General features: G+C 72.4%; 13 protein-coding genes. 5 read left to right on the top strand and 8 right to left on the bottom strand.

The window, feature by feature from the left end; translation table 11 throughout:
• Window positions 1-42 precede the first annotated feature (42 nt).
• Together HLK59_RS31300 and HLK59_RS31295 are read right to left on the bottom strand one after the other, a co-directional pair.
• Window positions 43-960: a hypothetical protein gene (locus HLK59_RS31300; RefSeq protein WP_171144928.1), complete on the bottom strand. Its 918-nt coding sequence runs from the start codon at window positions 958-960 to the stop codon at window positions 43-45.
• A gap of 70 nt (window positions 961-1,030) precedes the next feature.
• A complete protein-coding gene (locus tag HLK59_RS31295; RefSeq protein ID WP_171144929.1) occupies window positions 1,031-2,131 on the bottom strand; it encodes an aminotransferase class V-fold PLP-dependent enzyme in 1,101 nt (366 codons plus the stop codon).
• Window positions 2,132-2,319: 188 nt separating this feature from the next.
• On the opposite strand from HLK59_RS31295, the gene HLK59_RS31290 reads away from it, so the two are divergent.
• The 5 genes from HLK59_RS31290 (at window position 2,320) to HLK59_RS31270 (ending at window position 7,004) form a co-directional block, all read left to right on the top strand.
• Window positions 2,320-3,177, top strand: coding sequence for a transporter substrate-binding domain-containing protein (locus HLK59_RS31290; RefSeq protein ID WP_171144927.1), 858 nt, complete (start codon window positions 2,320-2,322; stop codon window positions 3,175-3,177).
• A complete protein-coding gene (locus HLK59_RS31285; protein WP_171144926.1) occupies window positions 3,174-4,007 on the top strand; it encodes an amino acid ABC transporter permease in 834 nt (277 codons plus the stop codon). Before HLK59_RS31290 ends, HLK59_RS31285 begins: the two co-directional genes overlap by 4 nt.
• Complete coding sequence (locus HLK59_RS31280) at window positions 4,004-4,798, top strand: amino acid ABC transporter ATP-binding protein (RefSeq protein WP_171144925.1); 795 nt, start codon at window positions 4,004-4,006, stop codon at window positions 4,796-4,798. The genes HLK59_RS31285 and HLK59_RS31280 overlap by 4 nt, the downstream gene beginning before the upstream one ends.
• Window positions 4,799-4,861: 63 nt before the next feature.
• On the top strand, window positions 4,862-5,953 hold the full coding sequence (locus tag HLK59_RS31275) for an amidohydrolase family protein (protein ID WP_171144924.1): 1,092 nt from the start codon (window positions 4,862-4,864) through the stop codon (window positions 5,951-5,953).
• A 154-nt stretch (window positions 5,954-6,107) separates the two neighbouring features.
• Window positions 6,108-7,004, top strand: coding sequence for an SCO1860 family LAETG-anchored protein (locus HLK59_RS31270; protein ID WP_171144923.1), 897 nt, complete (start codon window positions 6,108-6,110; stop codon window positions 7,002-7,004).
• Window positions 7,005-7,081: 77 nt separating this feature from the next.
• Here the strand turns inward: HLK59_RS31270 and cobC are convergent, their stop codons facing one another.
• The 6 genes from cobC to cobM are packed head-to-tail and all read right to left on the bottom strand — an operon-like array spanning window position 7,082 to window position 13,405.
• A complete protein-coding gene (gene cobC / locus HLK59_RS31265; RefSeq protein WP_206327799.1) occupies window positions 7,082-8,158 on the bottom strand; it encodes an Rv2231c family pyridoxal phosphate-dependent protein CobC in 1,077 nt (358 codons plus the stop codon).
• A complete protein-coding gene (locus HLK59_RS31260; RefSeq protein ID WP_171144921.1) occupies window positions 8,148-9,074 on the bottom strand; it encodes a sirohydrochlorin chelatase in 927 nt (308 codons plus the stop codon). Before HLK59_RS31260 ends, cobC begins: the two co-directional genes overlap by 11 nt.
• A complete protein-coding gene (locus HLK59_RS31255; protein ID WP_171144920.1) occupies window positions 9,071-9,661 on the bottom strand; it encodes a precorrin-8X methylmutase in 591 nt (196 codons plus the stop codon). Before HLK59_RS31255 ends, HLK59_RS31260 begins: the two co-directional genes overlap by 4 nt.
• On the bottom strand, window positions 9,658-11,361 hold the full coding sequence (cobJ, locus tag HLK59_RS31250; protein WP_171144919.1) for a precorrin-3B C(17)-methyltransferase: 1,704 nt from the start codon (window positions 11,359-11,361) through the stop codon (window positions 9,658-9,660). Before cobJ ends, HLK59_RS31255 begins: the two co-directional genes overlap by 4 nt.
• Window positions 11,358-12,590, bottom strand: a complete 1,233-nt coding sequence (cbiE, locus tag HLK59_RS31245; RefSeq protein WP_171144918.1) for a precorrin-6y C5,15-methyltransferase (decarboxylating) subunit CbiE — start codon at window positions 12,588-12,590, stop codon at window positions 11,358-11,360. The genes cobJ and cbiE overlap by 4 nt, the downstream gene beginning before the upstream one ends.
• Complete coding sequence (cobM, locus tag HLK59_RS31240) at window positions 12,587-13,405, bottom strand: precorrin-4 C(11)-methyltransferase (protein WP_171144917.1); 819 nt, start codon at window positions 13,403-13,405, stop codon at window positions 12,587-12,589. Before cobM ends, cbiE begins: the two co-directional genes overlap by 4 nt.
• Window positions 13,406-13,412 lie beyond the last annotated feature (7 nt).

Raw genomic sequence — 13,412 nt, 5'->3', positions numbered from 1 at the left:
GGTCATGGGCCGAGCATGGCATGGGGCACCGGTGACGGTCAGCTACTGGTCGGCCCTCGTCTCGCGTGCGATGCGGTGCCATTCGGTTTCGCCGCCCGGAAGTGGCCAGGCCCAGGTGGGGCGTTGGGCGGTGTGCAGTTCCCGGAGGCGGTGGGCGAGGGGTGGTCCGGCGAGGGTGGCGCCGTCGGGGATCGTGGGGCCGTGGAGGGCGCGGAGCGCGGCGAAGCGGTCCAGTTCGGTCTCGTAGGCGCGCACCGCCTGTTCGGTGCCCGCCGCCACCTCGTCGTCCGGCGCGGTGCGGTGCAGCTGGAGGATCGGGGGCGCGGTCGACTCGGTGATCGATGCGGCGAGGCGCGCGTGGCCGTCCAGGATCAGATGGCAGTCCAGACCGCTGACCCACCACAGCAGAACCGGCGCGAGCGTGCCCTCACGGGCCTGCTTGCGGTACGCCTTGACCCGGCCGTCGGCCGCGTCGGGCAGCGGACGCAGCGGGAGGATCTCCCAGGAGCCCGAGTGGACGAACCAGTCGATGTACCCGTCCGGATGGCCCTCGACGAGCATCGAGCTCCAGTACTCCGCCTCCGGCAGCCGGCCGTGGTTCCAGCGCAGGAGCGGACTCTCGGGGGAGAGCAGCCACCGGCCGTCGTGCAGCGGGCCGTCCGGCGAGTCGAGCAGGTGCCGCGCGAAGAGGTGCGCCCAGCGATCCGGGTGCCCCGCCAGAGCCCGTGCCGTGTCCGCGCGCAAGGGCGGGATCGGCGAGCGATGGGCGTCGGTGCGCCGGAACTCCACCCCGCAGTGGTCCTCCTCGACGGTGGCGAGGAGCACGGGCCGCGACCGCCGGGACAGCAGCAGCCGCCGTCCGGCGGTGAACAGGCACAGATCCGGCCGACGGCGTGAGCGCACGTCCAGGGACAGGCCCGTCCACCTGCCGTCGTCCCCGATGATGTCCGTGCGTCGCATGCCGAGACCATAGAGGGGGCACGCGACCGACCGCGCGCCCTTTGCGGCCTGAGCGCCGCCGTCCCGCCACTCACCGCCAGCCGTCCTCCACGGCCCGCAACGCCCCCTCCACCTCCACATCCAGCCCCTGCTCGCTCAACGCGGCCCCCAGCGCCGTGAGACTCGCCCGCACCGCGCCCGGCGTCGCGTCCACCCCGTAGTGGTTGACCCGGATCATCTCCTTGGCCAGCGCGCCCCCGCCCGCGGCCAGCGGCAGCACCGGATCCGATGCCAGCGCCCGAGCCACCAGCTCCGACGCCACCACCCCCGCCGGCGCCCGCAACGTCGTGGCGACCGGTGCCGCGTCCCGGGCCTCGTGGACGTACGGCTCCAGTCCGCCACCCAGCGCCACGGCCCCCGCCCGGGTCGCCGCGGCCGCCGACGCGTGGCGAGCCATCACCGCGTCCAGCCCGACCGACTCGATCCGCTCGACGCAGGCCTCCAGCGCCAGCATCTCCAGCTGGGCCGGCGCGTGCAGCAACGCCTTGCGTCCGCCGTCGACCCACCGCTCCTTCCAGTCCAGCAGCGAGAGGTACGACCGTCGCGGGGCCCGCGGGTTCGCCGCCATCCGCGCCCACGCCCGCGCGCTCACCGACACCGCCGACACCCCGGCAGGCCCGCCCATCGCCTTCTGCGCCCCGATCACACACAGGTCGACACCCCACGCGTCCGGCAGCACCGGCTCCGCCCCGATCGAGGCGACGGCGTCCAGGTAGAACAGCGCACCGTGCGACCGCACCACCTCCCCGATCTCCGCGACCGGGTTGGTGTTGCCCGTCGCCGCCTCCGCGTGCACCAGCGACACGAAGTCGATCGACGGATGCTCCGCGAAGGCCTCCCGGATCTGCTCCGCGGTCACCGCCGTGTGGAAGGGCACCGCCAGATCGATCACGGTGGCCCCGCAGTCCCGCAGCCAGTCCCCGAACGTCTGCCCGTACGGCCCGGTGATCACGTTCAGCGCCACGGTGCCGGGCCCCGCGGTCGCGCGGATCGCCCCCTCCAGCGGCAGCAGCGCCTCCCCTTGCATGATCACGACATCCTGCGTGGTGCTCAGCAGCCGCGCCACGCGGTCCTCGATCGACGCGAAGTGCGCCGCGCCGAGCGGGGCCAGGTCCAGGAAGGGGTGCGTCACAGTGGTGCTCTCTTCACTCACGGGATCAACGGATCGAGGGTAACCGGCACCCCCGGCACCCCACCCCGCCACCGACTTCTTAGGTCAGACGGCCGTATAACCATCGGTTTGATTTGAGGGTCCCAAACTTCTCCTTATAATCGGACCCGATATCCGGAACAGACAGTTCCCTCACAGGAGGCTTCCCCGTGAAGACGATCCTCGGGCGTCGGACCCGCATCCTGGCCGCCACCACCGCGACGGCCGGGCTCGTGTTCGTGGCCGGCTGCTCCTCGGACGACGACGGCGGCAGCGGCACCAAGACCGCCGCCGGCGGTGTCGAGCTCGTCAAGGCGGGGCAGCTCACCACCTGCACCCACCTTCCGTACCCGCCCTTCCAGTCGGAGATCGACGGCAAGGTGCAGGGCTTCGACGTGTCGCTGATCGACCTCGTCGCCAAGGACCTCGGCGTCAAGCAGGAGATCCTCGACACCCCGTTCGAGAACTTCAAGACCGGCGCGTTCCTCAACTCCGGCGAGTGCGATCTCGCGGCCGCCGGCATGACCATCACCGACGAGCGCAAGAAGAACGTCGACTTCTCGGACCCGTACTTCGAGGCCACCCAGGCCCTCCTCGTCGACAAGGACAGCGGCATCACGTCCCTCGCCGACGCCAAGTCCAAGAAGGCCGCGATCGGCGCCCAGGCGCAGACCACCGGCGAGGACTACGCCAAGAGCCAGGGCCTGGACCCGGTCTCCTTCGAGTCCTCCGACGCCGTCCTCAACGGTCTGCGCTCCGGCCAGGTCAAGGCCGTCGTCATCGACTACCCGGTCGTCCAGGGCTGGCTGAAGACCAAGGCCAACGCCGACGCCTTCCAGGTCGCCGAGCAGATCAACACCGGTGAGCAGTACGGCTTCACGGTGAAGAAGGGCAACACCAAGCTGCTCGCCGCCGTCAACAAGGCGCTCGCCGAGGCCAAGTCCGACGGCACGTACAAGACGCTGTACGAGAAGTGGATCGGCCCCTACGACGAGTCCGCGGCCTCCGCGTCCCCGTCCGCCTCATGAGTGGGTCCGACGCACAACTCCAGCCCCGCAGGAAGGGCCTGAGCCGGAGCCGTAAGCGCAGTCTGTCGCGCGGCGCCCAGTACGTCGTCTTCGTCGGGGCCGTCGTCGCCTTCGCGGCGTCGGCCGACTGGGGCCGGCTCAAGAACCAGTTCGCGCAGTGGGACATCGCCGAGCAGATGTTCCCGGACGTCATCACGCTCGCGCTGAAGAACACCGTGCTGTACACGCTGTCCGGCTTCGCGTTCGGGCTCGTCCTCGGCATGGTCATAGCGCTGATGAGGCTGTCGTCGGTGGGCCCGTACCGCTGGTTCGCCGGTGTGTACATCGAGATCTTCCGCGGTCTGCCCGCTCTGCTGATCTTCATCTTCATCGGCGTGGCCGTCCCCCTGGCCTTCCCGGGGACCGAGATCCCCGGCGGCACCTACGGCAAGGTCGCCCTCGCGCTCGGCCTGGTGGCCGCCGCGTACATGGCGGAGACGATCCGCGCGGGCATCCAGGCGGTGCCCAAGGGGCAGCTGGAGGCGGCCCGTTCGCTGGGCTTCTCGCCCGCGCGGGCCATGGTCTCGATCATCATCCCGCAGGCGTTCCGGATCATCCTCCCGCCGCTGACCAACGAGCTCGTCCTGCTCTTCAAGGACTCCTCGCTGGTCCTCTTCCTCGGCGTCACCCTGGAGGAGCGGGAACTGTCCAAGTACGGCCGTGACCTGGCCAGTACGACCGCCAACTCCACACCCATCCTCGTCGCCGGCCTGTGCTATCTGCTGGTGACGATCCCGCTCGGCTTCGTCGTGCGCCGTATGGAGGCGAAGGCCCAGGAGGCCGTGAAATGAGCGACAGCACTCCTGAGGGGCGCCCGGAGATCCAAGTCCGCGGCCTGCACAAGTCGTTCGGCGACAACGAGGTCCTCAAGGGCATCGACCTGGAGATCGGTCAGGGCGACGTCGTCTGCGTCATCGGCCCCTCCGGCTCCGGCAAGTCCACACTGCTGCGGTGCGTGAACCTCCTCGAACAGCCCACCAAGGGCCAGGTCTTCGTCGGCGGCACCGAGCTGACGGACCCCGACGTCGACATCGACGCCGTACGCCGCCGTATCGGCATGGTCTTCCAGCAGTTCAACCTCTTCCCGCACCTCACCGTGACCGAGAACCTCACCCTGCCGCAGCGGCGGGTCCTCAAGCGGAACAAGGCACAGGCGGCGAAGGTGGCCGCCGAGAACCTGGAGCGCGTCGGCCTCTCCGAGAAGGCGAACGCCTACCCGGCCTCCCTCTCCGGCGGCCAGCAGCAGCGCGTCGCCATCGCCCGCTCCCTCTCGATGGGCCCCGAGGTGATGCTCTTCGACGAGCCGACCTCGGCCCTGGACCCGGAACTCGTGGGCGACGTCCTGGCGGTGATGCGGATGCTGGCCCAGGAGGGCATGACGATGATGGTCGTCACGCACGAGATGACGTTCGCGAGGGAGGTCGCCGACAGGGTGGTCTTCATGGACGGCGGGGTGATTGTCGAGGACGGCAGCCCGAGCCAGGTCATCGGCAGCCCGACCCACGAACGCACGCGCCACTTCCTGTCACGTCTGCTGGACCCGGCGATGGCTGATGTCGAGGAGAGGAACGACGCCGGTTAGGGGCGCGGGGAACTGCGCGACCAGCCACTACGCACCCGCACCCGACGAACTATGGTGCGTGCCATGAACGATCTGCCGGTGTTGCATGTAAAGGGCAGGGTCCTCGTCGGCCCGGACGACGTCCGAGACGAACTCTGGGTCATCGACGGCCGCATCACCTACGACCGCCCCCTCGGCGCCCAGGACATCCGCACGGTCGAGGGCTGGACCCTCCCCGGACTGGTGGACGCACACTGCCACGTCGGCCTGGGCCCGCACGGCCCGGTCGACGTGGACGTCGCCGAGAAACAGGCCCTCACCGACCGCGACGCCGGCACCCTCCTCATCCGCGACGCCGGCTCCCCCTCGGACACCCGCTGGACCGACGCCCGCGAAGACCTGCCGAAAATCATCCGCGCCGGAAGGCACATCGCCCGCACCCGCCGCTACATCCGCGGCTACGCCCACGAGATCGAGCCGGACGACCTGGTCGCGTACGTCGCCCAGGAGGCCCGCCGAGGCGACGGCTGGGTCAAACTCGTCGGCGACTGGATCGACCGCGAGGTGGGCGACCTGACCCCCAGCTGGCCGCGAGAAGCGGCGGAGGCGGCGATCGCGGAGGCGCACCGCCTCGGCGCCCGCGTCACCGCGCACTGCTTCGCCGAGTCCTCCCTCCGCGACCTCGTGGAGTCCGGCATCGACTGCGTCGAACACGCCACCGGCCTCACCGACGACCTGATCCCGCTCTTCGCCGACCGCGGCGTGGCGATCGTCCCGACGCTGGTCAACATCGCCACGTTCCCGAAGCTGGCCGCGGGCGGCGAGTCCAAGTTCCCCCGCTGGTCGGCCCACATCCGCCGCCTCCACGAACGCCGCTACGACACGGTCCGGGGCGCCTACGACGCCGGTATCCCGGTCTACGTCGGCACCGACGCCGGCGGCACCCTGCCGCACGGCCTGGTCGCGGCCGAGGTCGCGGAGCTGACCAAGGCGGGCATCCCCCCGGTCGAGGCCCTCGCAGCGACGACCTGGGCGGCCCGCGCGTGGCTGGGACGTCCGGGCCTGGAGGAGGGCGCCACAGCCGACCTCGTGGTGTACGAGGAGGATCCGCGGGCGGACGTCCGGGTACTGGGGGCGCCCCGGAGGGTGGTACTGAACGGCCGGGTCCTGGCGTGAACGGGTGACTGTGGAGAACGTGCGTGCCTGACGATTCGAAGACATGCACGGAAAAGTCACTTTGGAGTGAACCCGCGTCAGCTTGCTGACCATTCACTCCCGGTGCGTAATTCTTGCCGGGTCCCGAGCAAGTCTCCTCTGAGGGGTCCCCACCTTGAACGGCAAGAACTTCCGCATGCCCGCACGCCGTCTCGCGACCGTCGTGACGGCCACGGCCCTGGCCGCAGGTCCCGCGGTCCTGGCCGGCGCCGGCTCCGCGCACGCGACCGGTGACGAAGGCCGGGCGAGCGCCGTCGTCCTGCGTACCGGGCTCGACGTGTCCCTGCTCAACAAGACCGTGAACGTCCCGCTCGCGGTCTCCCTGAACGAAGTGCAGGCGCCGCAGAGCGCCGAAAAGACCGCGCTGACGGCCCAGTTGAACGGCGTCGACGGCGGAAAGGCCTTCAGTGTGCTCGACGCGGAGGTGGCGTCGGCGAAGGCGGACGTGACCGACACCAGGGCCGAGGCCTCCACCACCCTCGCCCACGCCAAGCTGCATGTCCCCGGCCTGCCCCTGCTGTCGCTCATCGAGCTCGGCACGGTCACCTCCAAGGCGACCTGCGAGGCCGGGAAGACCCCGACCGCCACCGCCAACGTGCTGGGCTCGGTCACCGTCCTCGGCAAGAAGGTCACGCTCACCGCGGGCGGCCCGACCGAGGTCGAGGTGCCCGGCGTCGGAGAGGTCCGACTCGACCTCTCCAAGACCGAGACCACCACCGACACGGCAGCCGCCACCGCCCTCGAACTCACCGTCTCCATCAACCCGTTGAAGCTCAACGTGGCCGAGGTCGAGGGATCCCTCACGCTGGCGGAGGCCACCTGTGAGGCCCCGCCCGCGCCCGCCGCCGAGACCACCCCCGCGGGCGGTGTGAAGCCCCAAGGCGCCCCCGCCGAGGCGGGGTTGGCCGAGACCGGCGGCAGCTCCACGACCCCGTACATCGCGGGCGGCGCCCTCGCCCTGCTGGCCGCCGGCGCCGGAGCCTTCGCGGTCGCACGACGCGGCAGGAGCTGACCGACCGAGCGGCCGGCGCAGTCAACAGCCCTGTAGTGCCAGGGCTGTTGACTGCCACCTGAAACGCCTGAAACGGATCAGTACTTCGCCAGGACCATCGCCTGATCCAGCGCCTGGAGGAACGAGTTGACCGTCTGCCGGTCCCGTACCGCCAGCCGCAGCCACTGCTCGTCCAGCCCCGGGAACGTGTCCCCGCGCCGGACCGCGAAACCGAGGTCGCGCAGATGCCGGCGGACGGCGGCCGCACGAGGCAGCCGTACCAGGACGAAGGGGCCCTCCGCCGGTTCGGCCACCGTCAGTCCGTCCGGGGCGAACTCCCGCAGCCCGGCCACGAGATGGGCGCGGTCGGCGGCGATGCGGTGGGCGGCGTGGGCCGCCTCGGCCAGGGCCTGCGGCTCGACACAGGCCTGGGCCGCCGCGAGCGCCGGGGTGGACACCGGCCACAGCGGCTGGGCGCGCTCCAGCTCCGCGATGGTCTCCGGGGCGGCCAGGACGTACCCGATACGCAGACCCGCCAGACCCCAGGTCTTCGTGAGGCTGCGCAGGACCACCAGCCCCGGGACGTCCGTGCGGCCCGCCAGGGCCTCCCGCTCGCCCGGCACCGCGTCCATGAACGCCTCGTCCACCACCAACGTCCGCCCGGGGCGGGCCAGCTGAGCGATGGTGTCGGCCGGGTGCAGGACGGACGTGGGGTTGGTCGGGTTGCCGATCACCACCAGGTCCGCGTCCGCCGGGACGGCCCGCGGGTCCAGCCGGAAGCCGTCCTCCGCGCGCAGCAGCAACCGGTCCACCGTGTGGCCCGCGTCCCGCAGCGCCGCCTCAGGCTCCGTGAACTGCGGGTGCACGACCAGCGGCCGACGGACCGGCAGAGCCCGCGCGAGCAGCACGAACGCCTCCGCCGCGCCCGCCGTCAGCAGCACATGGTCCACCGGGAGGCCATGGCGGGCCGCCACCGCCGCCCGTGCGTCGCGGCCGTCCGGGTAGGCGGCCAGGCCGGTCAGCGACCCGGCGATCCGCTGCCGCAGCCACGCCGGGGGCGTGTCCGCGCGGACGTTCACGGCGAGGTCGGTGAGCCGGGCCCCGTCGTCGCGGACCTCGGCGTCGCCGTGATGGCGCAGGTCGTGGCTCCCGGTGCCCTGTCTGTCAGTGCGCATGGGAGTGGGCGCCATGGTGGTGGTGTCCGTGGTGATGGTGGCCGTCGTCGTCGGGGTGGAAGTGCGGCTGCTGCGGCAGACCGACCTTGTCCTCGAAGCCCGGCAGCGCGATGCGGTACACGCACGAGTCGCAGTTCATCCGCAGATCGCCCTCAAGGGCCTCCCGGTACCGCTCCATCACCAGGTCGAGCAGCTCCGGCTCCGGCCCGATGACGTCCGCCGAGCGCACCTCGGTCTCCGGGTGGGCGGCCGCCCAGCCCTCGGTCTGCTGCCGGACCCGCTCCGGGAGGATGCCGGTGAACAGGAAGTAGGGCAGGACGACGATGCGCCGCGCGCCCAGCCTCACGCACCGGTCGAGCCCGCTCGGCACGTCCGGCGCCGCCAGCGAAACGAACGCCGTCTCCACGCCCGCGTACCCGCGCCCCTCCCACAGCAGCCGGGCCGCCTTGTACACCTCGGCGTTGGCGTCCGGGTCGGTCGAGCCGCGCCCGACGAGCAGCACGGTCACGTCCGAACGGTCACCGGGGGACCGCCCGGAGGAGCCGAGCGCCTCGTCGAGGCGCCGCTCCAGCACCGACAGCAGCGCCGGGTGCGGGCCCAGCGGACGGCCGTAGGTGTACGAGATCCCGGGGTGCCGCTCCTTCTCACGGGCCAGCGCCGCCGGGATGTCCCCCTTGGCGTGCCCGGCGGACACCAGCATCAGCGGAACGGCGGCGAACCGTCGTACACCCCGCTCCACCAGCTCGGCGACGGCCTCGCCCAGCGGCGGCGGGGACAGCTCGATGAAGCCGCCCGCGACGGGCAGATCGGGATTGCGGCGCCCCAGCTCCCGTACGAAGTCGCGGAACGCCTCGGCTCCGGCCTCGTCCCGGGTGCCATGGCCGGCGATGAGCAGGGCGGGCTGGGGGGTGGTCACGATTTCTCCTCGGAAGACGGAACGGGGTGGTACAGCAGGGCGTTGAGCGCGGCCGAGGCGACCGCGGAGCCGCCCTTCTCGGACACGTTGCTCACGGCGGGCAGCCCGCTCTCGCGCAGCGCGGCCTTGGACTCGACCGCGCCGACGAAACCGACGGGCAGACCGATGACGAGCGCCGGGGCGGCGCCGAGGGTCAGCAGCTCCTCCAGCGCGGTGGGCGCGTTGCCGATGACCCACAGCGCGCCGGGGCCGACCTGCTCGTAGGCGAGCCGGATCGCGTGCGCGGAACGGGTCAGCCCGTCGGCGGCCACGGCGTCCCGCAGCCGGCAGACGGTCTCGCGCCGGGTGATGCCGGCCGCGACCATCTCCACGTCCACGACGACGGGCGCACCGCCGTGCAGGGCCGCGTGGGCCTTCTCCAGCTCGCCCTCGTCCATGACGAGATCGGCCGCGTACTCCAGGTCGGCGGCGGAGTGGACGACCCTCTCGACCACCGCCCGGGTCAGCGGCGGGAAGTGCGAGGTGTCCAGGCGGGCGCGCAGCCGCCGGTAGGACTCCACCTCGATCGGATGGACCTCACGGATCACTGGGCGCCCTCCTCTGCCGTCTGCCAGCGGTAGCCGCGCGGTGTCACCATGCGTCCCGCGATGTCACGGGTCGCCGTGTTGCCCACGGTCACCACCGTCATCATGTCGACCGTCGCCGGATCCAGGGAGCCCAGTGTCGTGAGACGACTGGACTCGTCCGGCCGCGACGCGTTCCGTACGACACCGACCGGCGTCGTCGGCTCCCGGTGCTCGGCGAGGATCGCGAGCGCCTTCGGCAGCTGCCAGTCCCGGCCGCGCGAGCGGGGGTTGTAGAAGGTGACCACGATGTCCGCCCCGGCCGCCGCGCGGACGCGCCGCTCGATGACCTCCCAGGGTGTGTGGAGGTCGGAGAGGCTGATGGAGACATGGTCGTGACCGAGGGGCGCGCCGAGAATCGCCGCCGCGGCGAGCGCGGCGGTCACCCCCGGTACGCCGATCACCTCGATGTCGTCGGACGCCTCGGCGAGCGCGGGGGATGCCATGGCGTACACGCCCGCGTCCCCGCTGCCGATCAACGCGACGGCCTGACCCTTCCGGGCCTGGGCCACAGCGGTCCGCGCCCGCTCCTCCTCGGCCCCGAGCCCCGACTCCAGGACCCGCGTGCCGGGCCGCAGCAGATCGCGGATCTGGTCGACGTACTGGTCGAGGCCGACGAGCACCGAGGCCCGCCGCAACTCCGCCTTCGCGCGGGGCGTGAGGAGGTCCCGGGCGCCGGGCCCGAGCCCGACCACCGCGAGCCGGCCGCGCGCGGGACGCCGTACGACGGCACAGGTCGCCATGGCCGGCAGACCGTCCGCACGCTCCGACTTCCGCTTGGGGACGAGGAGTTCGCCGCCCTGCACGAGCGCGGCGGCCTCCGCGACCGACGGTGTGCCCACGGCGGCGAGGGGAGCCTCGGAGGGGTTGGGCACCTCGACGGCCGCGAGCTCCTCGGCGGAGTACGTGACCAGGGCAACCCCCAGCCGTGCCGCCGCCCCGACGATTCCGGCCTCCTCGGACTTGGCGTCCACGGTGGCCAGTTCGGCGACCGACGCGGCCGACAGTCCGGCGTCCCGCAGCACCCCCTCGATCAGGCCCAGCACCTCGTCCACCGGCGCCCCCTTCGAGGCACCGACCCCGACGACGAGGGACGGCGGCCGCAGCACCACCTCGCGCTCGGCCGCGTCCACGAGCCGGTCGGTGAGACGGACGGAGTACCCGGCGTCCCCCTCCGTGACCTTCAGCGCGGGCAGCGGCCAAGCGAACTCCGCCTGGAGGGCGACCGGTTCACCGTCGAGCAGCGCCCGTGACACGGCGGCGACATCGCCCTCCACCGGGAAGCCGAGCGTGTCGAGGCCCGGCAGCCCGACGGCATCCGTGGCCGTCGTCACCACGGGCTCCGCACCCAGCGACTCCCCGACCTCACGGGCGAGTTCGTTGGCGCCCCCGCCGTGCCCGCCGATCAGCGACACGGCGAACCGCCCGCCCTCGTCGACGCACACCACACCCGGGTCCGAGGTCTTGTCGCCGAGCAGCGGCGCGACCAGCCGCACCACGGCGCCCGTGGCGAGGAAACACACGAGCTGCTCGCACTCCGCGAACGCGGCCCGTACGGCATCCCCGACGGGACCCTCGTACACCCGCGTCCGCTCCGGCCACGCCGCGGCCAGCCGGTCGCGCGCAGCCGCCCCCGCCGAGGTGGCGGAAATGAGGCCGATCACTGAGCAACTCCTTCTTCAGGGACGGGGATTCGGACCCCCCACAACAGAAAAACAGGATTGGTGGCCGCCAGTCGGCTCACCTCACCCGGCAGCGGCGCCAGCCGCGAGGAGTGCAGCAGCACCCCGTCACAGGTGAACCCGGCACCGGTGAGCGCCTCGCGCACCGCGGGCACCCGGTCGAGCGCCGCCATCGCGACCACGACCGTCCGCCGGGCCCGTCGGGCGCACGCGGTGACGATGGCGGGCAGGTCGCGCCCCCCGCCGCCGACGAACACGGCGTCGGGGTCGTCGAGATCGGACAGCACGGTCGGCGCGGACCCGTGCACGGCCCGTACGTCTGCACCGTGCGCCGCCGCGTTGGCGCGGATCCGCTCGACACCGTCCCGGGTCTTCTCGACCGCGACGACCGCGGCCCCGAACCGCGCGCACTCCACGGCCACGGACCCGGAACCCGCGCCGACGTCCCAGACCAGATCACCCAGCCGCGGCCCGAGCCGGGCCAGCGCCAGCGCCCGCACCTCGAACTTGGTGATCATCGAGTCGCGGTGGGTGAACTCGCCCTCGTCCAGCGCCCATCGATCAGGTCCGGAAGCGTCCCCGGCGACCGTCCGTACGGCACCGAGCGCCCGTGCCTCGTCCAGGCACAGCACCACGCTCACCGCCGTCCCCCAGTCCCGGGCGGCGGCCTCGGCGGGCGTGACCCGCTCGACGCGCTCCTCCCGCGACCCGAGCGCGGACGCCACGACGAGGATCCGCTCGTCGGCCCTGAGCGCGGCCCCGATCTCCGCGGGCCCGGCCCCCGGCCCGGTCAGCACGGCGACCTTGGGCCGCGCCCGGCACACGTTGACGGCCGTACGCAGGTCCCTGCCGTGTGCGCTGACCACCACGGCGTCCTCCCACGGCAGCCCCGCCCGCGCGAAGGCGCCGGCGACGGAGGAGACCCCGGCCCGGACGTCGAGCCGCTCGGCCCCGAACCGCTCGGCCAGCACCCGTACGATCCCGAAGAACCCGGGGTCGCCGGAGGCCAGCACGACGACCCGGTCCTGCTTGTCCAGATGCCGTTCGATGACGTCCAGCGCGGGCGCGAGCGGCCCGAGGACGACCTGCTCGGCGTCCCCGGGCACGGCCGCGGACGCCAGATGGCGCCGGCCGCCCACGACCAGCCGGGCCCCGGCCAGCACATCGGCGGGAACCGGCGCCCCCGTCCCCGTACCGAAGACGGTGATCACGTACTCGCACCCCGCTGACGCAACGCCCGGCGGGCCTCCGGGTCGGCCTTGCGATAGCCGTGGAAGTGGCCGGGGTGGTAGAGGTGCGAGCGGGTGCCCTCCGCGTCGAGCGCCGGGCCGACGAGGAAGAGGGTGTGCTTCCAGAGCTTGTGCTCCTTGACGGTCTCCTCCAGCGTCTCGATCGTGCACCGCACGATGAGCTCCTCGGGCCAGGTGGCCTGGTAGGCGACGACGACAGGAGTGGCGGTCGGATAGCCGCCCTCCAGCAGCTCCCGCACGAGCTGACCGCTACGGGCCGCCGACAGGAAGATCGCCATGGTGGTCCCGTGCTTGGCGAACTCCCGCACCTCCTCGCCGGGCGGCATCGGCGTCTTGCCGCCGCCGAGCCGGGTGAGGACGACGGACTGCGCGACCTCCGGGATGGTCAGCTCACGCTGGGCGAGCGCGGCGACGGCCGAGAAGGCGGAGACACCGGGGATCACCTCGGTGGCGATACCGATCCGGGCGCACCGGTCGAGCTGCTCCTGGGTGCCGCCCCACAGGGCGGGGTCGCCGGAGTGGATACGTGCGACGCGCAGGCCCTCGTCGACGGCCCGCTCGTACACGGCGACGACGTCCTCCAGGGACATGGTCGCCGAGTCGAGGATCTCCGCACCCTCGCGGGCGTGTTCCAGGACCTCGGCCTGGACCAGGCTGGCCGCCCAGATCACGACGTCGGCCTCGGCGATCGCGCGCGCGGCACGGAACGTCAGCAGGTCGGCGGCGCCGGGGCCGGCACCGACGAAGGTCACCTTGCCGGCAGGGGCGTCGGCCATGGTTTCG

Origin of the sequence: Streptomyces sp. S3(2020) (assembly GCF_013044505.1) — a bacterium.
In the GTDB taxonomy this organism is placed as follows: Bacteria; Actinomycetota; Actinomycetes; order Streptomycetales; family Streptomycetaceae; genus Streptomyces.
Note: the sequence above shows the minus strand (reverse complement) of the source record. Positions and strands in the feature narration are given on the sequence as shown.